This window comes from Bradyrhizobium sp. USDA 10063 (assembly GCF_054063735.1).
In genome coordinates this window covers 6,239,151-6,261,693 of the sequence record NZ_JBSSGP010000002.1, presented here as the reverse complement: position 1 = coordinate 6,261,693, position 22,543 = coordinate 6,239,151, and the positions used below count along the sequence as shown (strand labels likewise).

General features: G+C 61.7%; 15 protein-coding genes and 2 pseudogenes. 7 read left to right on the top strand and 10 right to left on the bottom strand.

Translation table 11 applies throughout. The features are described 5' to 3' along the window. Nucleotides 1–105: 105 nt before the first annotated feature. Complete coding sequence (locus ACVJGD_RS31680) at nt 106–1,122, top strand: helix-turn-helix transcriptional regulator (protein WP_456637893.1); 1,017 nt, start codon at nt 106–108, stop codon at nt 1,120–1,122. Between the two features lie 112 nt (nt 1,123–1,234). Here ACVJGD_RS31680 and ACVJGD_RS31675 read toward each other — a convergent pair whose 3' ends face one another. The 4 genes from ACVJGD_RS31675 to ACVJGD_RS31660 form a co-directional block, all read right to left on the bottom strand. Continuing rightward, nucleotides 1,235–2,830 carry a GMC family oxidoreductase gene (locus tag ACVJGD_RS31675; RefSeq protein WP_456637892.1) on the bottom strand — a complete coding sequence of 532 codons (1,596 nt, stop codon included), beginning with the start codon at nt 2,828–2,830 and terminating at the stop codon, nt 1,235–1,237. A 136-nt stretch (nt 2,831–2,966) separates the two neighbouring features. Continuing rightward, a complete protein-coding gene (locus ACVJGD_RS31670) occupies nt 2,967–3,329 on the bottom strand; it encodes a hypothetical protein (protein WP_456637891.1) in 363 nt (120 codons plus the stop codon). 61 nt (nt 3,330–3,390) lie between these two features. Continuing rightward, complete coding sequence (locus ACVJGD_RS31665; RefSeq protein WP_456637890.1) at nt 3,391–4,497, bottom strand: LysR family transcriptional regulator; 1,107 nt, start codon at nt 4,495–4,497, stop codon at nt 3,391–3,393. 238 nt (nt 4,498–4,735) lie between these two features. Beyond that, nucleotides 4,736–5,371, bottom strand: a complete 636-nt coding sequence (locus ACVJGD_RS31660) for a response regulator transcription factor (RefSeq protein ID WP_456637889.1) — start codon at nt 5,369–5,371, stop codon at nt 4,736–4,738. A 231-nt stretch (nt 5,372–5,602) separates the two neighbouring features. Between ACVJGD_RS31660 and ACVJGD_RS31655 the strand changes: the two genes are divergently transcribed. After that, on the top strand, nt 5,603–5,995 hold the full coding sequence (locus ACVJGD_RS31655; protein WP_456637888.1) for a response regulator transcription factor: 393 nt from the start codon (nt 5,603–5,605) through the stop codon (nt 5,993–5,995). On the opposite strand, the gene ACVJGD_RS31650 is transcribed toward ACVJGD_RS31655, so the two are convergent. From ACVJGD_RS31650 to ACVJGD_RS31635, 4 genes are all read right to left on the bottom strand, one after another. Then, nucleotides 5,990–6,484 (bottom strand): sensor histidine kinase, encoded by a 495-nt coding sequence (locus ACVJGD_RS31650; protein WP_456637887.1) that lies wholly within the window; start codon nt 6,482–6,484, stop codon nt 5,990–5,992. The genes ACVJGD_RS31655 and ACVJGD_RS31650 overlap by 6 nt on opposite strands. A 64-nt stretch (nt 6,485–6,548) precedes the next feature. Then, nucleotides 6,549–11,876, bottom strand: coding sequence for an AAA family ATPase (locus tag ACVJGD_RS31645; RefSeq protein ID WP_456637886.1), 5,328 nt, complete (start codon nt 11,874–11,876; stop codon nt 6,549–6,551). Between the two features lie 295 nt (nt 11,877–12,171). Further along, on the bottom strand, nt 12,172–15,345 hold the full coding sequence (locus ACVJGD_RS31640) for an efflux RND transporter permease subunit (RefSeq protein ID WP_456637885.1): 3,174 nt from the start codon (nt 15,343–15,345) through the stop codon (nt 12,172–12,174). Then, nucleotides 15,342–16,490 (bottom strand): efflux RND transporter periplasmic adaptor subunit, encoded by a 1,149-nt coding sequence (locus tag ACVJGD_RS31635; protein ID WP_456637884.1) that lies wholly within the window; start codon nt 16,488–16,490, stop codon nt 15,342–15,344. The genes ACVJGD_RS31640 and ACVJGD_RS31635 overlap by 4 nt, the downstream gene beginning before the upstream one ends. Before the next feature lie 679 nt (nt 16,491–17,169). On the opposite strand from ACVJGD_RS31635, the gene ACVJGD_RS31630 reads away from it, so the two are divergent. The 4 genes and pseudogenes from ACVJGD_RS31630 to ACVJGD_RS31615 all read left to right on the top strand — a co-directional run bounded on the left by ACVJGD_RS31630 (nt 17,170) and on the right by ACVJGD_RS31615 (nt 19,755). Next, a complete protein-coding gene (locus tag ACVJGD_RS31630; protein ID WP_456637883.1) occupies nt 17,170–17,661 on the top strand; it encodes an OsmC family protein in 492 nt (163 codons plus the stop codon). Nucleotides 17,662–18,025: 364 nt separating this feature from the next. Further along, nucleotides 18,026–18,943, top strand: coding sequence for an NADP-dependent oxidoreductase (locus ACVJGD_RS31625; RefSeq protein ID WP_456640438.1), 918 nt, complete (start codon nt 18,026–18,028; stop codon nt 18,941–18,943). A gap of 20 nt (nt 18,944–18,963) precedes the next feature. Beyond that, nucleotides 18,964–19,176: pseudogene (locus ACVJGD_RS31620) on the top strand (nitroreductase family protein); the annotation flags it as partial. A 33-nt stretch (nt 19,177–19,209) separates the two neighbouring features. Then, nucleotides 19,210–19,755, top strand: coding sequence for a carboxymuconolactone decarboxylase family protein (locus tag ACVJGD_RS31615; protein ID WP_456637882.1), 546 nt, complete (start codon nt 19,210–19,212; stop codon nt 19,753–19,755). A 137-nt stretch (nt 19,756–19,892) separates the two neighbouring features. Here the strand turns inward: ACVJGD_RS31615 and ACVJGD_RS31610 are convergent. Together ACVJGD_RS31610 and ACVJGD_RS31605 are read right to left on the bottom strand one after the other, a co-directional pair. Continuing rightward, a pseudogene (locus ACVJGD_RS31610) lies at nt 19,893–20,044 on the bottom strand (cupin domain-containing protein); the annotation flags it as partial. Between the two features lie 131 nt (nt 20,045–20,175). Continuing rightward, a complete protein-coding gene (locus tag ACVJGD_RS31605) occupies nt 20,176–20,580 on the bottom strand; it encodes a YybH family protein (protein WP_454621142.1) in 405 nt (134 codons plus the stop codon). Nucleotides 20,581–21,043: 463 nt separating this feature from the next. Here ACVJGD_RS31605 and ACVJGD_RS31600 point away from each other — a divergent pair, with 463 nt between their 5' ends. Continuing rightward, a complete protein-coding gene (locus ACVJGD_RS31600; RefSeq protein WP_456637881.1) occupies nt 21,044–22,408 on the top strand; it encodes an MFS transporter in 1,365 nt (454 codons plus the stop codon). The last annotated feature ends 135 nt before the right edge of the window (nt 22,409–22,543 follow it).

Below are 22,543 nucleotides of genomic sequence, written 5' to 3'. Positions count from 1 at the left end.
TCCAGTGGTACGAACGAGCATGGCGACGCCCCCGCTGATCCTTGGAGAACAGGCTTCGGAGCACTATCGGCGCCGGTAGCCAGGCAGTAAAGGGCCACTACAGTCATGCACGCTTCGAAAGCGGTTCCAAAGCGGGCTCTCGTCGGGCAGAACGTTTCGCCGCCCGCGGGCGCCACTGTCAAATTGTCTACAACAGACCTCAACAACTTGATGCAGGCGCTCGACATCGACGTCATCGCGCTGACCGAGCTTCTGGTGCCGCGCGGCCATCGAGTCGAATTTGGGACGATTGACGTACCCGGGATCCACTACAACTTGAGTGGCGTGGGACGGATGTCCATCAACGGCGGGCCGAAGATGCCGTTGAGCCCTCATCTGCTCATCATCGTGCCGCCAAACACTCCGTTCGCGATCGAGGTTGGCGGTGGAAGTGGCCCACCGAAGCTCATTTCGAGAGACTGCTGGACTCGTCAAGACGGCATCCTCCGCATCGCAGTGCCAAACGAGCAACCTGAAATCGTTCAGATATGCGGCTTCTTTAACGCATCCTTTGGTCAGTCTGTGAGGCTGTTCGGAGAACTCCGCGAGCCGGTGATTGAGCAATTCGAGCCAGCGGACAGGATCGATCTGAAGCTTCGCGAGGCTATGGACGAGCTGCTACAGCAAGAGGTCGGCGTTGGAGCCATGACAGCGTCTCTGCTCAAGCAAATCGTTGTCTCGTTGGTGCGGCGGTCCCTCAGGTCATCCCAGCGGTGGACTGAGCGATTCTCGATACTTGCCGACAGGCAGGTCACCCGAGCTTTTGCGGATATGGTGGCGCGGCCGGGAGCCGCCCATTCAGTTCAAAGCTTGGCACACAGTGCGGGATTGAGTCGCTCGGCGTTCATGGCGCGTTTTTCGGACATCTTTGGACAATCCCCGATGGCCATATTGCGAGACTTGAGAATGCGCCAGGCTGCGATCGATTTGACGACAACGACGATGTCGATCGACGTCGTTGCTCTTAATGCGGGGTACGAGAGCCGTTCAAGTTTCGTGCGAGCTTTTCGAAAGGCGTACAATCGAGATCCGAGCGACTATCGGCGGATAGCCAAGGAGGGCAAAGCCCCGAAGGATATCTGAGAACGAGGTGCCCCTCTTCCAAGCGTGCGTCTACGACGTCGGCGAGTCAGATGGGCAGTCCACTGTCATACGTAGACCGGCTACCGCTGCCGCCGGCTCGCGCTAGAACTCCCTAGGTCCGCTTCAGATCCTCGACCAGCATCGCCGCGGCGTGGCGCGCAAGCGCCTGGGTCGGCGCGTTGGTATTGCCGCTGGTGATGTTCGGCATGATCGAGGCATCGATTACCCGGAGGCCGTCGACGCCGCGGACCCTGAGCCTTGCATCGACCACCGCTCGCGTATCCTGGCCCATCCGGCAGGTGCCGACCGGGTGCCACATTGTCGTCACGACACGCTTCACCCATTCGCCGATCTCCGCATCCGACTGGATGTGCGGGCCGGGATCCATCTCCTCCTCGATCACCGGCGCCAATGACTCCTGGGCCATGACCTTGCGGATCGCGCGCACCGATTCCACCGCGGCCCTCAGGTCTTCCTCTTCGCCGATGAAGTTCGGGTTGATGAGGGGCATCGACGTCGGGTCGCTGTCGGCCAACCGCACCCAGCCACGGCTCTTGGGCTGAAGCACCACGAGTTCGAAGGTGATGCCCGAGCGGTCGCCCGCCGGGCCGAGTTGCTCGTTCAAGACGATAGGAGCGTGATAGCATTGAATCGTAGGTTCGGCGGTGAAATCTGACGGATTCCAGTGTGTCACCGTCTCGATGCCATTGCCCGACGCCGGGCCATCCTTGGTGACGAGATAGCGCAAGCCCGCCTTCACGCTGCCGAGGCCCTGCGCGGCAGCCTGATAGCCGAGATCGCCCTTTACATAGACACGGACCGGTACCATCGGGTGGTCCTGGAGATTTTCGCCTACCTCCGGAGAATCGACGATCACCGCGATACCGTGCTGGCGCAACTGCTCGGCTGGTCCGATACCCGAGTGCATGAGGATCGTCGGGCTATGAACGGTGCCAGCCGACAGCACAACTTCGTCGGCCGCGATCCTCTTCAGGCTCTTGTCCATTAACTCAACGCCGACAGCCCGCTCGTTCTCGACGAGGATGCGAACGACGGTCTTTCCGGTGAGGAGGGTCACGCGGCCCGAGGCGAGGTGCGGACGCAGATAAGCGTCGACCGCGCTGCACCTGCGCTGATCTCCGACGGTCGACTGCACCGGCGAGACGCCGATCTGGCTCTTGCCGTTATAGTCGGGATTATAGGGAATCCCATATTCCTGGAATGCCTTGAGGCAATATTGGTTCAGCTTGTTGATGCCCTTAGGCAACTGGACCGCCAGACCACCATCTATGCCGTGATATTCGTCGTGGAAGGTGTCGTTGTCTTCCTGCGCCATGAACACTGGAAGCAGGTCTTCATACGACCATTTACCGGTGTCGCCGACTGCATCCTGCCACGCGGCGAAGTCGCGTCTCTGACCACGGACGTAGCACATCGCGTTGATCGAGGAGCCGCCGCCGAGCACCTTGCCTGAGCGATAAGCTCGCTTGGTGCCGTGCTGGGGAACCGTCTCGTATGTCCAGACATGCCGATCGTGGGCTAGTATTTTGGCGAATCCGGCTGGAATGTGGATGAACGGATCGCGATCCATGTCGCCCGCTTCGATCAGCGCGATCGACGCATCGGTGTGTTCGGCGAGATAACTCGCGACAACGCAACCGGCCGCGCCCGCACCGACAATGACAATATCGTAGGCCTCCTGGGACATCTTTGTCTTTTTCTTTCGCACCATTTGTATCGTTCAATCGACACCCGTCGCCGACGCAGCGCCATTGCGGCTCCTGATCCTGAGATTGATCGGACCATGCCTTTGGAGAGTGACTTTGCGACGCCGGCGAGGGAAATCACCTCTCGCCATAGAGTCGATAGACGATCGTTATCGTCGCTCGCCCAGCCGCGTGATGACTTAGCGAGCAATGCCACCAGTCGCATCGCACCTCGAAACCGACGTTTTTATTCTCTTCAATCGTCCGAGACGAAATGATAGCGGCGCTTATTGCGACGCCCGCGCCCCGAAGACGATTTGCGGCACGTCGATCGACGCCATGCGCAATCAGCACCACCCGCAATCCCGAAAGGTGGCTCGGGACAAAAAACACGAGATCGGCGTCACCGACGCGCTTGCTCTCCAATTCAACACAGATCGGCGCCTGGGTAGAGATACCCATGATCTCGTTGCCGTCGCACGCGAAGTTGCTTGTTGACACAGGCGATAACGAAAAACCGTCCGCCTAGCTTCACGGCTGCGCCTTCCTCAACGTTGCTCATTTAGATGGCTTTTGAAGTAGCCGCGGTGACCGCACGCGCCGCATGCTCTCCTCGGATGCTCGACACATTCCACGATTTTCGCGCCGTGCGAATGACGACCGACCAGTCGCGAAGCCGCGCGACCTTGACGAAAGCGTCCAGCGCCGGCGAGTAGCAGCGCCCCTGCACAGCCAGTAGCCGCACCTCGCGCGAAACCGGGGCGCCTTCGAGCGGGATGGTCTTGAGCGTCGGAAGGTGCGGCATGTGCTCGGGCGCGAGTATCACGCCGAAGCCAGCCGCGGCCATGTGCTGCAGGTGCAAGTCGCTACCGCTGCAGTGCCCGAGGTGGAGCGGCTCCTCGGCGAAATGCGACCGTTGGATCTTCGGGGTGACGTCGCATCCGGCGCGTTCCAGCAAAACGGTCTCGCGGAGGTCGTCGATGCCGATCGAGGGACGGTTTGCGAGCTCGTGTGTCGGCGCGAGAAGCGCGACGTAGCGCTCCTCGAACAGCGACCAGTCGTCGATGCGGGCGGGCATGTCCTTCACGTCCCCGACCATTGCGGTGTTGATCTCGCCCTCAAGCAAGAGGTCGACGAGCTTCGCCGCCGCGCCCTCGCGCAGCTCGACGTGAAATCCAGGGACGAACTTTGCGATCTCCGCGATCAGATCGAGGACGAGCGAGGCCGAGATTGAAGGGGCGAGGCCGATCTTCAACGGCGCGACGTCCTTGCGTTGGAACTCCTGGGCCCTGCGACGCACCGCCTCCGCCGAGGCCAGTGTGCGCTCCAGCATCGGAAGGACTTCCTTTCCAAGATCGGTGAGCTGCGTCAGCTGGCGTTCGCGGTAGATCAACTGACCGCCGAGCTCCTGCTCGAGCTTCTGCACCCCCTTGGTCAGGGCGGGCTGCGTGACATTGCACTGCTCGGCCGCGCGGGTGAAGTTGAGCGTGGACGCTACGGCGAGGAAGTAGCGAACCTGATGAAGCTCCATGGGCTGTTGTTCTCCGTCAAGGCGCTGCGGACTATATTGACGAGCCTTGCGTCGCCCGTCCGGACTCGGGCGGTCGTGGTCGTTCACCAGGAGGGGGAAGACGACCTCGGTGACTGTCAACGGCCGCTTGGTCGTCACCTTCGCATTTTGATGGCTTGGAGCGCTGCGGTCGATTGCGCGGAGGTACTGTGAGGTTCGCTTGTCGCTGCCTGTGCTAAGCGATCGCTTAGAAGTGAGGGCGTAAACCTCGCGCCCCGAATCCGTTAGCCGGATCGGCGCCTAAGCGAGAGGATCGGCGGCGCAGAAAAATGCGGCAGACGCAATTTGAGAGTAGATGGCGCCCTCGCACGAAAGCACCGAGGACATGCCTTTGGGCTCAGAAGTTATGCGGCTGCTGTAGTCTCATACTGAGAAGGTCCGCCATCCGGCTGAGCTCGGGAAGCGAACGTGCCTTCATCTTCCGCATCAGGTTCACGCGATGCACCTTCACCGTGGATTCGGAGATGCCGATATCGTTGGCAATCTGTTTGTTCAAGCGACCGGCCACGACGCCGAGCATAACTTCACGCTCGCGAGAGCTGAGCATGTCGAAACGCTCCTTGAGCGCAGCCAATGCCCTATCACTCTCTCGACGGGCACGATCGCCAGCGAGGCCGGCCTCGATGGCGTCAAGCAGATCCTGATCACGGAATGGCTTTGTAAGGAACTCTATCGCACCGCCCTTCATCGCTTGCACGGTCATCGGGACGTCGGCGTGCGCTGTGATGAAGATGATCGGCACCTGCCTGTTTGCGGCGACAAGGTCGCGCTGAAGCTCAAGACCGCTTCGCCCCGGCATTCTCACGTCGAGCACCAGGCAAGTGGGACCGTCCGGCGGATCGGCCTCGAGAAACTCGGGAACAGACGAAAATTGTCGGGCAGGTAAGCCCACTGTTCGCAACAGCCGCACGACCGAGTCGCGAAACTCGGGATCGTCATCGATAACCAAGACGCTGGGATTTGCCTCACCCATTCTCGATATCCTGCGTGGGGAAGCGCATTTTTCCTATTCCAGCGTCATTCTACGCACAATCAGTCGAGATGAACAGGTATCTTTTGCCTAAGCGGATAGCCGGAAGCCTAAGCCATCGCTTACGGGCGCGGTCATTGCATTATTGGCGAATGTCCCGGACACTAGAAATTGCATGCAGGCGCGAGGTATGCCGCCAACGTAGTGGAGCGAGGAAGGCGCCTGGAACCGGCAATGTTGAACCGAACACTGATAGCCATCGTCGACGATGATCAGCTCTATCGTGAGTCACTGCGAAAGCTCGTAGTGTTAATGGGCTACACTGTCGAGGCGTTTCCGTCAGCAGCCGATTTCCTGGCGTCACGCTTTTTGCCGGAAACCACCTGCTTGATCGCCGACGTTCACATGCCCGGAATGACCGGAGTCGAGCTGCACAGGCATTTGGTCGATGCAGGGTACGCGATCCCGACGATCCTCGTTACCGCCTACCCCGATGAGGTCGTCAGGGATCGGGCTCTAAAGGACGGGATTGTTTGCTACCTCAGCAAGCCAGTGGATGACGACTATCTCGAGCGATGCCTGCGCTCGGCTCTGCAGCCGGGTACGCCGATTGAAGACAATTCATGAGTCGTTGTCCGCCGGCAGGGTGAACTGAAATACCGCGCCGCGAGGTTCGTTCGCTTCCGCCCACAACTTGCCTCCATGAGCATGGATAATGGAGCGGCATATCGATAACCCCATCCCTGTTCCACTGGACTTCGTGGTGTAAAAGGCGTCGAAGACTCGATCGAGATGCTGCCCATCAATGCCGGGCCCAGAATCGCGTACGGCTACGAGGGCGCCTGTCTGGTCCTGCTCGGTGCTGATCAACAGCTCTCTTGCTCCCTCTTCAACCGAGCTCATTGCTTCAGCCGCGTTGAGAATCAGATTCAGCAAGACTTGTTGCAGCTGAATGCGGTCCCCCAGAACCGGGAGCAATCCATCCGCAAGCCGGGTTTGAACCGAAACCTCATTCCTGTGGGTCACGTTTTGCGCCAATACGAGCACTTCGTTGATCGCAGCGTTGAGATCAAAGCACTCCTTTCGCGTTGGCGCTTTCTTGATGTGATCACGCATCCGTCCGACGATATCCCTGGCTCGGTCCGTGTCCCTGACAACGCAAGCGAGCGCTTCCCTGGTCTCATCCAGATTTGGCGGTTTCATTTCCAAAAAAGCGCATCCCTGCACGGGCGTTGTTACGAGCGGTAGCGATCGGATGCAGGATTTCGTGAGAGAGCGAGGCTGCCAATTCTCCCATCATGCTCACGCGGTTCATGTGGGCGAAATCCAACTCGAGCTGGCGCAGCTTTTCACGTTCCTCCTGGGCCCGCCTTCGTTCCGTCACATCGACGGTCGTGGTGATGACCTCAGCCAGCGTGCCCCGGGGGGAAAACACATGATAGCTGGTTCCTTCGACCCATTTGATTGTTCCATCAGGTAGGAGGAGTCTGAACTCGGCAATCAAATCTCTTTTCTGGTGCACGGCCCCCTGAACTGCTGCCCACACTCTGTCGCGATCCTCTGGGTGAATGCGTTCCCACATACTTTGTCGACTTGGAAGGCCCTGCAGCGGATCAAACCCCCAGATCCTGTAGCTCTCGTCCGACCAATAGAGGTAACGCATCGTGGTCGCGTCGTAGATCCAATTGCCGGTGTGGCTGAGTCTCTGTGCTTGGCTAAGCGCTTCCTCGACGCGCTTGCGCTCTGTCAAATCGAGCACGAATGCAAGGCCCTCGTCGCCTCCTTCTTTGAACAGAGCGGCGCCAATAAGCACAGGAACGCGGCTGCCGTCTTTCCGGACATACTCCTTCTCGAAGGGCTGAACTATCCCGGTTGAGTTCAGTTCTGCCAGAGTCAGAATGTCGCGCTCGCGCCATTCGGGCGGGGACAGCTCAGTCCAGCGCACGCGGCCCGAAACCAAGTCCTCACGATCATATCCTAAGATACGCAGAAACGCGTCATTGGCTTCAAGAATTCGACCTTCGCGGTCGGCAATGAGGATCCCAATGATATTGGCGTCGACCAAACGCCGAATCTTCCCTTCGCGATCAGCGACGTCGCGATAAAGCTGCGAATTTTCGAGCGAGATCGCCGCCTGCGACGCAAGCACCTTCAACACTGTGACGCGGTCAGGTGTGAAAACGTGGGCCGTCAGGTTGTTTTCGAGGTAGAGTACGCCGGCCAGTCTGCCCCGTTTGAGCAACGGCAGGCAGAGAATTGAACGGACGTGATGCTGATGAATGTACTTATCGGCAGAAAACGGGTTCGCGGCTGCGGCATCGTGGAGAAGAACGCTCTCTTTCGTCCGGATCACGTAGTGTAGGATGGATTCCGGCAGATCTGCAGCGGTTACACTTGCCTGTCGCTGACCGACGGTCACCGTATTATTGCTGGTCGCGACTTCCGCCTCGATCCGATACCCATCACCTACCGCAAGGATCAACAGACCTCGCCCGGCACCCGCGTGCTCAATCGCTGTGCGCATCAGCGTGTCGATCAGTTTTTCTAGAACGATCTCGCCCGACACGGCTTGCGAGACTTTGATAACAGTAGCCAGATCCAGTTGTTCGACGGGTGCCCCGATCGTGCTTGTGGGGCCGGCAACCGGCTTTTCCTCCCTGAGGTGCGGATACAACTCGTCGAGTTGGCGTACCTTGCCGTCGGCTCCCCAACGGATGTATGCGTACCGCGCGTCCTGCAGATAGGCATGCGCGATCTTCTTGAACCCGCGTGCGGCATAAAAGCGTGCGGCAACTTCGTTGGCGAGCGCCTCGTTGTGGACAAAGCCGTGCGTGTGTGCCGAGTGGATAGCGTGCTCGTAAAGATGTTCGGCATCGAGCGCGCGGCCTTCGATCCGGGCGATCTCCGCCCCGACGAGTGCGGCGCGGTTCTCGAAGCTGTCCGGGCAAGCCGTCGCCCAGATCTCGAGCTGTCGGTGGTGCGCGGCCAGTGCCCTGACATGCTCCTGCCATTGGCCGGCCGCCGCGGACTCGCAGGATGCCGCTCTGGAGAGCGCACTGTAAAAGTGATATTCAGCGCATTCGAAAAAAGACGCCGATGTCGGCTGCAGCTGTTGCGCCCTCGATGAGGCCTCGATGGCACCCGCATAGTCGCCGGCAAAGAAGCGTGCCTGCAGCTTGCGGGTCCAATATGAGCCCTCGGCCAACGCCAGATCCGGGTTCCTGCAGAAACGGGACTCCAGTAGGAGTTCGTCAAACTGCCCATCGTCAAAGCGACCGAAAATCGGCGTCAAGCCGCGGAGCGTCCGAATCAGCCCAAGCTGGCCGGCGATGGAGTCAATCGCAAAACCGAACCGCATGTTCCGCGCGAACGCGAGACCATGCTCGACCTCGACTTGCACGTTATCGAGCGGATCGCCCGCCGCGAGAAGATACGTGTTCAGGTGGGTGTAGTAGTACGCCGCAAAAGTGAGGTCACCGATCTGGTTTGCCGTCTCAAACGCCCGCCGCAGCACATCACGACCTTCCCGGACATGTCTCGTCCAGAACATGAGTAAATATCCAAAGTTCAAATAGGTCCTGGCCTGGAAGCGCTTTAGCCCGCGCTGTTCGACCAGTTCATAGCCGAGACGGCCGAATCGAAGTCCCGCCTGGTAGTCGCCGAATTCCGGTCCGGCAACCCTGCCAAGCACCGCATAAGCGTAGCACGAGCCGTCACAATTGCCGCCCTCGAGGCTCAGATTGACTGCTCGACAGATGACCATCGAACGTAATTTCGCATCCGTATAGTGGGCAGGCGGCCCGAGCTTCGTCAGGACATCGAGGGTCGCGAGCGATGCGGCATCGCTCATCAAAGGCAGATCAATGAGGCTTTCTATCGTGCGGGAGCCAAGTTGGGACCAGATCCGCTCATATTCGCGCCGAGCCTCGTCTTCCGTCGGGTGCGGCGACCAGTCGATGCCCAGGTGGCGGAGATAGTCGAGACCGACTGCGATCGCGCGGCTGCCCTGATCCAGGGTCGTGTAAAGATCCACCTGCAGGCACGTGACGCGGGCTCGTTCGATCGTCGTTGCGGCACGGGTCGACAGCACCGCCAGGCGCTGCTCGGCTTCCGCCAGTGCACCAGTGAGGAACTCACATTCGGCCCGGTGCAGCTCCAGCTCAAAGATCAGGTCGTGCCAGCGTTCCCAGGAGTCCCCTGGCAGCAGTGCCGCGCCGGAGAGCAGATAGTTCAGCGCCGAGGCATACGCTGTCGAGCTCTTGGCGCGTCTGCCTGCGATGAAATTCAGCTCCGCGACCCGCTCAAGCTCCTCAATTGACGTGATGAGATGCGAGCCGCGGTTGAGCTGATTGACGATTTCGAAGATCGTCTCCTCCAGCTTCTCTGGAGGGGTCTGCGCTGCGAGCAGCATCCCTATTCGGAGATGGGCTTCGGCACGCGATTCCTCCGGGATCAAGGAGTAGGCGGCTTCCTGGACACGGTCGTGGAGAAACTTGTAGGAATCTTCCGAACGAAAGATCAGCCCTGCTCGCACCGCTTCCCAAAGCTGGCCATGCATCTCCTCCTCGGAGTCCTGGTAAACGATCCGCAACATGGTGAACCCTGCGTCGTTGCCCAGGCAGGCGAGCTTCTGCAATGCGTTTCGGGTTTCGGCGGGCAGGCGATTCAGCTTCCCCACCATAAGGTCCACCACATTGTCGGTGTAACCTTTGGCGTGAATGCGATTCAGGTCCCAGCACCATCGCGCCTCGCCATAATCGAAAGTGAGCAATGCTTCGTCGGCGAGCGCGGAGATGAACTGAATGGCGAAAAGCGGATTGCCGGTTGTCTTCTCGTGGATGAGCTGTGCCAGCGGCGTGCTTCTCTCTGGTTCGCTGTGAACAGTATCCGCGATTAGTTGTCCCAAGTCTTCACAGGTCAGGGGTGCCAATACGATGTCTTGCAATATCGCTCCAGCTTGGCGCATCGCTTCGAGCTTGCGCATCAGCGGGTGGATGGGACCGACTTCGTTGTCGCGGTAAGCGCCAATCAGCAACAGGTTCTGCACATCCGGCCGGGTCAACAGATCCTCGAGCAAATCGAGCGTTGCTGCATCGAGCCATTGGAGATCGTCGAGGAACAGGGCGAGCGGATGTTCCGGCCGCGCGAATACGCTGATAAATCGCCGGAACACCAGCTGAAAGCGGCCCTGCGCATCCTGTGGCGGCAGTTCGGGGACCGGTGGCTGTTCGCCGATGATGTGCTTCAATTCCGGGACGAGATCAACAATGAGCCGACCGTTCGGTTCGAGCGCTTCGAGCAGCACCTCCCGCCATTGCCGCAGCTCGGCGTCGGTCTTGCTCAAAAGTGGGCGGATCAGGCTTTGAAAGGCCTGCGCAAGGGTGGCGTAGGGGATGTCGCGCTTGTACTGGTCACACTTGCCCGATGCAAAGAGACCGCGGGGCGGAACAAGTGGCTTATGAAGCTCGTTGACGACCGCGGACTTGCCGATGCCGGAGTATCCGGAAACCAGCACCAACTCCGGCCTGCCGCCGGCGACGATACGGTCGAAGGAGGCAAGCAGGGTATCGATCTCGGCTGTCCGACCATACAATTTCTCGGGGATCAGCAGCCGGTCCGGAGTGTCGTGTTCCCCGGGCGGGAATTCGTCGATATCGCCTCGGGTTTCCCATTCAGCAAGGCAACGCCGTAGATCGCTCTCGGCGCCTGCAGCCGTCTGGTAACGCTCCTCAGCAGTCTTGGCGAGCAGCTTCATAATGATCGCAGAGACGGAGGCTGGGAGGTTTTTTAACCGCTCGCTGGGCGGCGCCGGTGGTCTTGCAATGTGGCAGTGCACCCATTCCATCGGATCGGCCGCCGTGAAGGGCAGAACGCCCGTGAGCATCTGGTACAGCGTGACGCCGAGGGCGTAGAGATCGCTGCGGGCGTCCACCGAGCGGTTCATCCGCCCGGTTTGTTCGGGTGCCATGTAGGCAAGCGTACCGGCGATGGTCTCGGGCGGCTCGGGCGCCTGCCGCTCGCGGGACATGCGCGATGCGATGCCAAACCCGGTGAGCCGCACGTGTCCATCCGCGCAGTCCACCACAATATTAGCTGGCTTGATGTCCTTGTGGATGAGCCCGCGCTGATGAAGCTTGCCCAGAGCCGAGGTAACAGCGATAGCCAGGCGCAGGAAGCGTCCTACCTCCATGGGCCTCCCGAGCAAACGGTCGAGCGGCTCGCCGCCCGGATCATCGAGCACCAGCACGATCCGACCGGCATCGCGCATAAGGGCCAGCGGCCGCGCCGCCCATGCCCTGTCGAGCTCATCTCTCAGCTCGTATTCGTGCGTGAGGCGATCGAGTCTTGTCCGGGACGGGTGGTCGGCGGCAGGGGCAACAAGCAGCACGGCGATCTGGTTGCCATTGTCGTCCAGTCGCCAGCCACGGCTGAACACGCGCTCGCCGTCCTCCCACAACACCTGAGAGCTACCGTCCGAGTACCCGACGTTCAGCGACTGCTGCACCATCTGTCAGACTCCGGCGTCGGGCTTCGGCTTGAAGTCGGCGGATCAAGCTCTTCGCGCGCCGCACGCGCGGCCTCTCTCCAGCCTGGAGAAATCGTACTCCATCACCCGAGAAATGCCAGCCGTTGGCCCTGCCGGCTATGGCGACCGCGGATCCTCGTTCGTTTTAGCAGCAATTTGGAGCGATTTGCCCGCCCTGACCAGGCGAGGCCGTGCACCTTTCGAGACGCGGGTTCCGCGCTCCTCAGGGTAACGGAGATAGTGTTCCCGCTCCATCGCGCATCGGCGTCACCGCGACTCACTCCGCCGCGGCCGCGATCCTCTGGGTCGGCTTGCCCTCGTTCCTGCCTTCCGCGAGGTTGCGCACCACCATGTAGAAGATCGGCGTGAAGATCAGGCCGAACAGCGTGACGCCGAGCATGCCGAAGAACACGGCGACGCCGACCGCCTGGCGCATCTCCGAGCCGGAACCGGTCGACACCACCAGCGGCAGCACGCCGAAGATGAAGGCAAACGACGTCATCAGGATCGGCCGCAGCCGCAACCGGCAGGCCTCGATGACAGCCTCCAGCCGCGACCTGCCCTCGAGCTCGATATCGCGCGCGAACTCGACGATCAGGATCGCGTTCTTGGCGGCAAGTCCCACCAGCACCACGAAGCCAATCTGGGTCAGGATGTTGACGTCCTGGCCCATGATGCGCACGCCGATGGTGGCCGCGAACAGGCACATCGGCACGATCAGGATCACCGCGAACGGCAGCGTCCAGCTGCCATATTGCGCGGCGAGCACCAGATAGACGAACAGCACACAGATCGGGAACACATAGAGGCCGGCATTGCCACCCGTCACCTGCTGATAGGACAGATCGGTCCATTCGAGGGAAAAGCCGCTCGGCAATGTTTCGTCGGCGAGCTTTTTGATGGTGTTGAGCGCCGTCGTCGAGCTCACGCCCGGTGCCGGCTCACCCTGCAGCTCGGACGCGGAGTAGAGATTGTAACGCGCGACACGGTCGGGGCCCGAGATGTTCTTGAAGTCCACGACGCTGCCGAGCATCACCATGTCGCCAGCGGCGTTGCGGGTGCGCAGCCGCGCCAGGTCGGAGGTCTCCTTGCGGAATGGGAGATCGGCCTGCGCCGTGACGTGATAGGTGCGGCCGAACAAATTGAAGTCGTTGACGTAGGTCGAGCCGAAATAGGTCTGGATGGTGTCATTGATGTTGGCGATCGGCACCCCGAGCTTCTGCGCCTTGACGCGATCGATGTCGACGAACAGCTGCGGCGTATTCGCCGTAAATGGCGAGAAGACCGAGGTCAGGTTTGGCGACTTCCGCGCGGCGGCGACGAGTTCGTCGGTCGCGGCTGCGAGCAGCTCAGGGCCGCGGCCTTGCCGATCCTGGATGCGGATGGCGAAGCCGCCGCCGGTGCCGATGCCTGGCACCGCGGGCGGCGGAATGACGATGATGAAAGCGCCCTGGATCGCCGACAGCCGCTTGCGCAGATCGGCCGTGATCGCGTTGGCCGACAATCCCTTCTTCTGCCGTGCCTCCGCCTCGTCGAACACCGGGAACAACGCCGCGGCGTTGCCGGCCTGCGTGCGCGTCGCGCCGGAGAAGCCGCTGAACGCCCCGACGCGGACGATACCCGGCGTATCCAGCGCAATCCGCTCGATTTCGCGCACCACCTCAGCGGTCCGCGCCAGCGACGCGGCGCCTGGCAATTGCACCGAGATGATGAGGTAACCGCGATCCTGCGCGGGAATGAAGCCCTGCGAGGTGGTGGCGAGCAGCCAGCCGGCGCTTCCGATCAGCGCGAGATAGATCGCAAGCATCACCACCGTATGCCGGATCACGAAGTCGGCGGCGGCCGCGTAGCCGTACGCCAGGCGATCGAAGATGCGGTTGAACAGCGCGGTGAAGCCGTCCCAGCCGCGCGCAATGATGTTCCAGCGCGCCGGCGGACGTTTTTCCTCGTGCGGAGTAAGGATCTGCGAGGCCAGTGCCGGCGACAACGTCAGCGAGCAGAAGCAGGAGATCGCGGTCGCGACCGCGATGGTGACCGCGAATTGCTGGAAGAACTGTCCGGAAATGCCGCCCAGGAAGGCTGTCGGCACGAACACCGCGCAGAGCACCAGCGCGATCGAGACCAGCGCGCCGCCGACCTCCTCCATGGTCTTGAGCGCCGCCTCGCGCCGGCTCATACCGTGCTGGAGATGTCGCTCGACATTCTCGACAACCACGATGGCGTCGTCGACCACGATGCCGACCGCGAGAACCAGACCGAACAGCGTCAAATTATTGATCGAGAATCCGAGCGCGGCCATCACCGCGAAGGTGCCGACCAGCGACACCGGGATCGCGATGATCGGGATGATCGCAGGCCGCCACCCCTGCAAAAACACCAGCACTACGATGACGACGAGCGCCATCGCCTCGTAGACCGTCTTAATCAGCTCATGGACCGATTGGGCGATGAATTCGGTGGGGTTGTAGCCGATATTGTAGTCGAGCCCCTTCGGAAAACCCTCCTTCAGCTTCGCCATGGTGGTGGAGATTGCCCTCGCCGTGGCGAGCGCATTCGATCCGGGCCGTTGCGTCACCACCATTGCGACGGCCGACTTGCGCAGTATGCGACTGCTGGTGGCGTAGGACAGCGCACCGAGCTCGACGCGCGCGACGTCGCGCAGCCGTACGGTACGGCCGTCGGAGCCGGCCTTCACCACGATGTCCTCGAACTGCCTGATATCCTTGAGGCGTCCTGTGAAGGTGAGGTTCGGCTGGAACGCGCGATCGGCGATCGGCGGCTCCGCGATCTGCCCGCCGGTGATCTGCAGGTTCTGCGCGCGGATCGCAGCCAGCACCTCGCCCGACGTCAGACCGACATCAGCGATCCGGTCGGGATCGAGCCACAACCGCATCGAGTAGTCGCGCGCGCCGAACATCTGGATGTCACCGACGCCGTCGAGCCGCAAAAGCTGATCGCGGACCTGCAGCAGCGTGTAGTTGGAAATGTAGAGCTGATCGAACGTGTCGTCGGGCGATAGCACGAACACGGCCATCAGGATGTCGGGCGAGTTCTTGCGGGTGACGACGCCGTTGCGCTGCACCTCCTCGGGCAGCCGCGGCTGCGCAATCGCGACGCGGTTCTGAACCAGCACCTGCGCCTTGTCGAGGTCGGTGCCGAGCTTGAAGGTGACGGTGATGGTGAGCTGGCCGTTCGAGGTCGCCTGGCTGTAGAGATACAGCATGTCCTCGACGCCGTTGATCTCCTGCTCGATCGGGGCGGCCACCGTGTCGGACACGGTCTGCGCGGAGGCGCCGGGATATTGCGTGGTGACTGTAACGGTCGGCGGCACCACTTGCGGATATTCCGAGACCGGCAGCGTCTGGTAGGCGATCGTGCCGACGATCACAAGCACGATCGACAGCACCATCGCCAGGATGGGCTGGTTGATGGAAAGTTTTCCGAGATTCATGGCGTGGCACCCGCCGTAGCCTTGTCGCCTGCCGGCGCCTGCGCCATTTTCGGTGTCACCTTGGCGCCGACGCGGGCACGCTGCAGCCCGTCGACGATGACGTGATCCTCCGCCTTGAGACCCTCGCGGATCACGCGCAGCCCTTCATCGAGCGGCCCGAGCACCACCGGCCTTGCCTCCACCGTGTTGTCTTCCTTGACCACGAACACGATCTTGCGCGACTGGTCGGTGGCTATAGCGGTGTCCGGAATCAGCAGCGCCTCGTAGGGTGACGAGCCGATGATCCTGACGCGGCCAAACTGCCCCGGGAGGATCGAGAGATCCTTGTTCGGGACGATCGCGCGGCTGCGCAGCGTCGCGGTCGAGATGTCCAGTCGATTGTCGAGGAAGTCCATCTTCCCCTCATGCGAGGGCTTGGTCTCGCCGGTCAGCATCACCTGCACCGGGTTCGGCGTATCGCGCGAGCTCGGCCGCCTGCCTTCGAACCAGAGCCGGCTGTTGCGCTGATAGGTCGCCTCGTCGACGTCGAAATAGATGTAGATCGGATCGAGCGACACGATCGAGGTGAGCAACGTCGCGCCGCTATCGGCGCCCTGCACGAGATTGCCCGGCGTCACCAGATGCCGGCTGACGCGGCCGGTGATCGGCGCCAGCACGTGGGTGAATTCGACATTGAGCTGCGCGGCCTTCAGCGCACCCTCGGCCTGCGTCTCGGCCGCATAAGCCGCCTGCAAGGCCTGACGGCGCTGATCGACGACCTGTACCGAAACTGCGCTGGTCTGGACCAGGTTCAGTCCACGGTCGAGTTCACGCTTGGCAAGCTCTGCCTTGGCCCGCGCGTCGTCGAGTTGGCCCTGGGCCTGCGAGGCGACCGCCTCGAATGGGCGCGGATCGATGATGTAGAGCAGATCGCCGGCATGGACGATCGCACCGTCCTTGAACTCGACGCTGTTGACGAAGCCGCCGACGCGGGCGCGGACCTGGACCTCCTCGATCGCCTCGAAGCGGCCGGTGAACTCGTCCCAATCGGTGACCGTACGTTTGACCGGTTGCGCGACTGTCACTGGCGGCGGCGGAGGCGCGGCCGCCTGCGATTGCGCCTTCTCGTCGCAGCCAGCGAGCGCCAGCGCGAACAGCAGACCCATCGGTGCGCCGCCGCATCGTGGAAGGCGACAAAACGAACCGCGCGCCGGAGCCGCATGCTCCGTTCTGTCAGTCGTACTCACTTCCGTCTCTCCAAGGACCTGGAATGCTGAAATCAAATTGGACAGGTCGCACTGTTCCCGCCCGCCGGCCTCGATACGGCCGCAGCATTCGCACCGCCATTCCGATGCCGAGTATTCCTCCATCGTGTTCCGCGTGTCGCCCGCGAAACCGCAAGTTTCGGCTCGACGATGCTTTGGAGAATGACCTTGCAACGCCGGCGACGGAAATCACCTCTCGCCATGGAGTCGATAAACGGTCGTTATTGCCGCTCGCCGCGCAAGCGTGATGCCGTAGCAAGGATGCCACGAGCCGCATGGCACTCGAAGCCGCGACGTTTTTATTCTGCAGAGACTTCTACGTCGCGTGCATTAGGCCCGCTGCGCGCTCACGGAGTCGCTCACCCGGGAGCCTCGACACTGACTTCACGGAGCATTCCTGGCGGTTATGGACATGATAGCTTTACCCGAATGGTCGCCGGATTTAGTTGCTGAACGCACTGGCTGAAGCGGACGCGGCGCTGAGATCTCGCACGAACTCCAAGACTCGTTTTGCACCGCTGCTGGCGTACACATTCGTCGAAGCCGGTGGATCAATCATTCGAACGATCGGGACCTAATCATGACCAAGATCCGCGAAGTTGTCGTCGTGAGCGACTCCACCAATCACGGCATGCTGGTTGGTCGTGTCGACGCGTCTCAGTTTCCCATCGGCGGCCCAGATGGAGCCGGCCACGTATCTCCCGGTCCCAATCCTTACGACCTTCTCAGCGCGTCTCTCGCTGCATGCACCGCTATGACTGTTCGTTTTCATGCCCGGCGCCGAAGATTTCCGCTGGAACGGGTAGAAGTGGGCGTCAGCTTCCGCCACGGCGCCCAGGGCGAAAGAGATTCGTTCGAGCGCACTCTCGTGCTGGAGGGAGAACTCGACGAGCAACAACGCGCATTCTTGCTGGAGGCCGCAAACCTCTGCCCCGTTGGCGAACTTCTCGGCATTAGCGCGGATATTCACACACGCCCGGACGCCACCACTTCCGGGCACAACGCAGGCTCTCAGGCCAGCTACGAGGATGATCTGGCTCAACTCCCGATCCCGAATATCACTCCGGATTGAGCGTTCTCTCGTGCCGTCGATCAATGCACCCCGGCGCCGCGGCCTATCATATCCGCAGGGTCTTCAGTTCGGTTGAACCCGCGACTCCGGATGCCCGACGGGCTGAAGCCTCTCGGTTGCTGTTGTACAGGCCTCGGCTGATCGCGCCGAACCTCTCTAGCATCCTCAGCCCGAGAAATCATGCTCTCACGGAGCATTCGCTGCGGTTCACTGCCGCGTTGGGCGCGCTTTTTCTGCGCGCCGCGTCGATGGCATCGATTCCATAGCCACAGGTCATTGGACCATCGAGTTTCGCGGTCGTATCTTTGCTCGTCTGCAAAGGAATTCGGAAGATGACGGCATACCACACACAAGGAGGTGGATGATGAAGGCGATCGTTGTGACGAACCAGGCGGCGGGAACGACCGGGATGAGGCTCGTGGAGCGGCCCGAGCCGCAGGCAGCGATTAACGACGTCGTCGTTCGGGTTCATGCATCGGGATTCGTCCCGACCGAGCTGGAGTGGCCCTCGACCTGGACCGATCGCCTCGACCGTGATCGAACACCGTCGATCCCTGGGCACGAGCTGGCCGGAGTGGTCACCGCCCTCGGCTACGGCACGACGGGGCTGTCGGTGGGACAGCGAGTGTTTGGCCTCGCCGACTGGTATCGCGACGGCACCCTGGCGGAGTATGTAGCCATGGAGGCACGCAACCTCGCGCCGCTCCCGGGCGACGTCGACTTCACGGTGGGCGCGAGCCTGCCGATCTCGGGCCTGACTGCGTGGCAGGGACTGTTCGAGCACGGCCGCTTTCGGGCGGGGCAGAGCGTCCTCGTGCATGGCGCGGCCGGCGCAGTCGGTTCGATGGTGACGCAGCTCGCGCGTGAGGCCGGCGCCTACGTCATCGGCACCGGACGTGCCGCCGATCATGAGAAGGCGCTCGAACTCGGTGCGCAGGAATTCGTCGACCTCGAGCACGACGTCCTCGAAGACGTCGGCGGAGTCGATCTGGTGTTCGATGTCATCGGCGGCGACATCGGGAAGCGTTCCGCGCGCCTGATTCGAACTGGAGGAACACTGGTGTCCATCGTCGGGCCAAGCGAGGCGCGGCCCGCCGACGGCCTGGCGATCGACTTCGTTGTTGAATCCGATCGTGCTCAACTGAGTGAGATCGTCCAGCGGGTGCGAGACGGACGACTGCGGACGAACATCGGCAACATCGCGACACTCGACGATGCCGTCGCCGCCTTCAATCCGACCAAGCGGATCAGCGGGAAGACGATCATCCGCGTTCGTCCGTGAACGACACGCGCCTTCGATGCACCTTCGTCGCGGCGGCGGTCATCAATGCTGCTCGCTCGCCAGGCCCGGGTTCGACGCCGACGATCGGTTTCGATGCGGAAGCCGCGCACCGCGAGTGCGGACTGGCCGAGGACGAAGTACCGGTCATGCTGTAGTCCGTGGGGGCGGTGCGTCCCGGAAACTGGCCGCAGAAGCCGCGCCGCCGGTGGTCGATGTATTTGGATCTCGTTTAATCATTGGTGAAACCAGCAGCTTACGGAATTGTCATGCCAAGAAGCGCGGCTCTAAGGCCGGAACAGGTGCCGGCCGATTCGAAACCGACCCTCGATATGTTCACCAAGAACATCGGGTTCACCCCAAATATGATGGCGACCTTCGCGGCAAGCCCGATCGCGTTCAACTCATGGGCCACCCTGCTCGGCTCCATGAGCAAGGCGCTCGACGTGAAGACGCGTGACAGTATCGGCCTCGCTGTCTCCGAAGTGAATGGCTGCGACTACTGCCTGACGGTTCACAGCTTTACGGCCGATCATATGGCCAAGCTGCCGGCCAATGAAATCATTCTCGCTCGGAAGGGCCATGCCAGCGAACCGAAGCGGGACGCCGCCATCCAGTTTGCGCGCAAAGTGATCGATACCCGCGGCAAAGTCAGTGACGCCGATCTGAAAGCCGTCCGAGACGCCGGCTACACGGATGCGAACGTCATGGAGATCGTCGCGCTGGTTGCCATGTACTCCCTGACGAACTTTTTCAATAACGTGTTCGATCCCGAGAAGGACTTTCCCGTCGTCGCGCCTGCCGGCTCGATCTGAACTCTATGCGGTCGCATCGACCATCTCCCAGGGTGCTCGGTGCATCCGCTTTCGGTGACACGGCGGACGACGCACGGTCGCGGTAAACTCGCGGCCGATATCATCACCATAGATTCTTGGCTGGCGCAGCGAGCAGGCTATTTGACAGGCGTGGTCAGCACTTTGTCATTGGTGTCGAGGACGAAGACAGCGAGCAGCTTTGCCGGCTCTGTTTGCTCGCGTTGCGGCTGATCGAATGGGTCGCGCCCGGCGGTTCGAACCAGCTCTCGCCTGCCCGATAAATGCGCGATTCGCGGCGCGAGCTCGTTGACCAGCAGCCCGAAGCCGTGCCAGCAGCTGCGCCAGCACGACATCGCGGTGATCGTCGACGCCAGTCTGAAGGGCAGCTCCATCGCTGAGAGCTGCCGTGGCGCACATACGTCAGGCGGGATGTCGCACCGCCGTGCCTTGATTATTGTCGATAATGTACCGCCAGAACCCATCCGCGCCGCGCCGCATGATGTCGCTCGCTGTGCCGTGCATGTGCACGATCTTGCCGTCAGGACCTGTTCCGTCAATTGACCAGTCCAGCACAATCTGGGCGGTGTCGCCGCCGACGAACACATGGCGCACATTTGCCTTCAGCGGCAGGCCGAGCTTGATATCGTGCTCGAGTATGGCCGTGAACTCGGCGCGATCAGTGATGGTTCGGCCGTCGTTCGCGACGAATACCGCCTCCGGGGCGTACAAGGCCATCATTGCCTCGATCTTTCCGGAGTTAAATCGCTTGAGCAGAGACGGGATAACGCCTTCGGGTTCAGTTGGGAGTGGAAAGCTCTCGGACATCAGGGGTCTCCTGTTTTCTGCTGGGCGCTATTCGCTAAGATTTGCGAATGTCGCGGTTATTGATCGCAGTGCCGGACGAATTTTTCCAATAGCCGGTGCATATAGTTTTCATAGCGGCCAGGAATTGTGCCGCGACGGTCCGCATCGCCATTCGTAAATCAAGGCAAGTTGCGCAGGCCGCCACTGCGTCACGCCGCGCGGCGAGCGGCAATAACGATCGCCTATCGATTCTAAGGCGAGAGGTGATTTCCCTCGCCGGGGTTCGACCGCCACAGTGTGAGACCGCTGTCAGAAGCACCTACAACCCAAAACGAGACTCCAAGTGACCAACCCTGCAAACGAGAGACGGCGAGCTCGTCGCCACGAGATGCAGCCGTTTGTAGAGTCTTGCGGCCGCGGCGTTATCGATGCAGAACCCTGCCCGCGAGAGCTCGGGCGGGAAGCGCCGCCTCGGCGCCGGCGCATGGTGCTTACGGCCTGTGTGCTCGCCTCCTCGATGGCGTTCATCGATGGGACAGCGCTGCCCGTCGCGTTACCGAGATTGCGAGCTGATTTCGGAGCGGACCTTGCCTCCGTTCAATGGGTTCTCAACGGGTATATGCTGGCGCTCGCCTCGCTGACATTGATTGGTGGCGCGCTCGCGGATGTTTATGGCAAGGCGCGCATGCTCGCGCTCGGTTGCGTCCTGTTCGGTCTGGCGTCCGCGGCTTGCGCGCTGGCGCCTTCGCCCGCCTGGCTGATCGCTGCCCGCGTCGCGCAGGGAGCGGCCGCAGCGATCGTCACCCCCGCCAGCCTCGCCCTGATCGGCGCCACCTATCCGCGTGCGGAGCGGAACCGGGCGATCGGCCTATGGGCCGCGGCATCGGCTCTCACCACCGCTGGAGGTCCCGTCCTGGGCGGCTGGCTGACCGAGACCTTTGGCTGGCCATCCGTGTTCTGGATCAACCCCCCGCTCGCGCTCGTAACAGTGGGAGTCCTCTTGGTCTTCGCGCCGAAAGATGGCCGCATCCAGCGCAGGTTCGACGTGATTGGCGCCGCGATCCTCGCTTCGGCGATCGGGGCGCTCGCCTGGGCACTCAGCCAGATCGGCCCCGGTGAAGCTCAGGCCGCCGCGGACGCTCCAGCCCAGCCGGGCACGGTGCTCACGATCGTCGCCGGGCTTGGCATTGTCGGGCTCGCCGTCTACGCGTTCTGGGAGCGCAGAAGCGAACACCCGATGACGCCACCTCGCCTGGTGGAGAACCGCGCCTTCCTCGGGCTGAACGTGACCACCCTGATGGTCTATGCGGCGGTTTCGATCATGTTCTTTCTGTTACCCTTTGACCTCGTCGATCGCCGCGCCCTGTCGTCGACCGATGCCGGGCTGGCATTCCTGCCCTTCACGCTTGGCGTTGGATTCTTGTCGAATCTCTTCGGCGGGTTGGCGGACAGGATTGGCGCGCGGGCCATGCTCGTCGCGGGACCGGCAGGTGCGGCACTCGCCTATATCTTGATGGCGCTCGGCCGGGAAGAATCGCTGATGCTCGGCGTGATCGGACCCATGACCGTGCTGGGCCTGTCCTTCGCTGTGCTCGTGGCGCCGCTCACTGCGTCGGTCATGTCGAGTGTGGATCAGGCCGACGAAGGACTCGCCTCCGGCATCAACAATGCGGCGAGCCGGATTGCACAGCTTGCCGGCGTGGCACTGGCCGCCGGCGTCGCGTCTTTCGCGTCCGGCTACGAAGTCGGTCTCGCCGTAGCCGCTGCGACCTCGATCGGCGGCGCCCTTACAGCCGCGATGACCCTGACACCGGTCGCGGCGAAAGCGGACGGCTCGGGAGAGGCTTAGAAGGCATGGAATTCAACCAGATTCAATATTTCCTAAACCTGGCAGGCACCCTCAACTTCACTGACGCAGCCATGCGGAGCGGCGTGTCCCCCGCCCACGCTCACCCGCGCGATATTCGCTACGATCGCGGACCGT

Excerpts from the sequence above, each read along its gene's own strand:
- ACVJGD_RS31680 (WP_456637893.1), top strand. The coding sequence starts at position 106 with ATGCACGCTTCGAAAGCGGTTCCAAAGCGGGCTCTCGTCGGGCAGAAC.
- ACVJGD_RS31675 (WP_456637892.1), bottom strand. The coding sequence starts at position 2,830 with ATGTCCCAGGAGGCCTACGATATTGTCATTGTCGGTGCGGGCGCGGCC.
- ACVJGD_RS31660 (WP_456637889.1), bottom strand. The coding sequence starts at position 5,371 with ATGGGTGAGGCAAATCCCAGCGTCTTGGTTATCGATGACGATCCCGAG.
- ACVJGD_RS31655 (WP_456637888.1), top strand. The coding sequence starts at position 5,603 with ATGTTGAACCGAACACTGATAGCCATCGTCGACGATGATCAGCTCTAT.
- ACVJGD_RS31650 (WP_456637887.1), bottom strand. The coding sequence starts at position 6,484 with ATGCGTGATCACATCAAGAAAGCGCCAACGCGAAAGGAGTGCTTTGAT.
- ACVJGD_RS31645 (WP_456637886.1), bottom strand. The coding sequence starts at position 11,876 with ATGGTGCAGCAGTCGCTGAACGTCGGGTACTCGGACGGTAGCTCTCAG.
- ACVJGD_RS31640 (WP_456637885.1), bottom strand. The coding sequence starts at position 15,345 with ATGAATCTCGGAAAACTTTCCATCAACCAGCCCATCCTGGCGATGGTG.
- ACVJGD_RS31635 (WP_456637884.1), bottom strand. The coding sequence starts at position 16,490 with ATGGGTCTGCTGTTCGCGCTGGCGCTCGCTGGCTGCGACGAGAAGGCG.
- ACVJGD_RS31630 (WP_456637883.1), top strand. The coding sequence starts at position 17,170 with ATGACCAAGATCCGCGAAGTTGTCGTCGTGAGCGACTCCACCAATCAC.
- ACVJGD_RS31625 (WP_456640438.1), top strand. The coding sequence starts at position 18,026 with ATGAAGGCGATCGTTGTGACGAACCAGGCGGCGGGAACGACCGGGATG.
- ACVJGD_RS31615 (WP_456637882.1), top strand. The coding sequence starts at position 19,210 with ATGCCAAGAAGCGCGGCTCTAAGGCCGGAACAGGTGCCGGCCGATTCG.
- ACVJGD_RS31605 (WP_454621142.1), bottom strand. The coding sequence starts at position 20,580 with ATGTCCGAGAGCTTTCCACTCCCAACTGAACCCGAAGGCGTTATCCCG.
- ACVJGD_RS31600 (WP_456637881.1), top strand. The coding sequence starts at position 21,044 with ATGGTGCTTACGGCCTGTGTGCTCGCCTCCTCGATGGCGTTCATCGAT.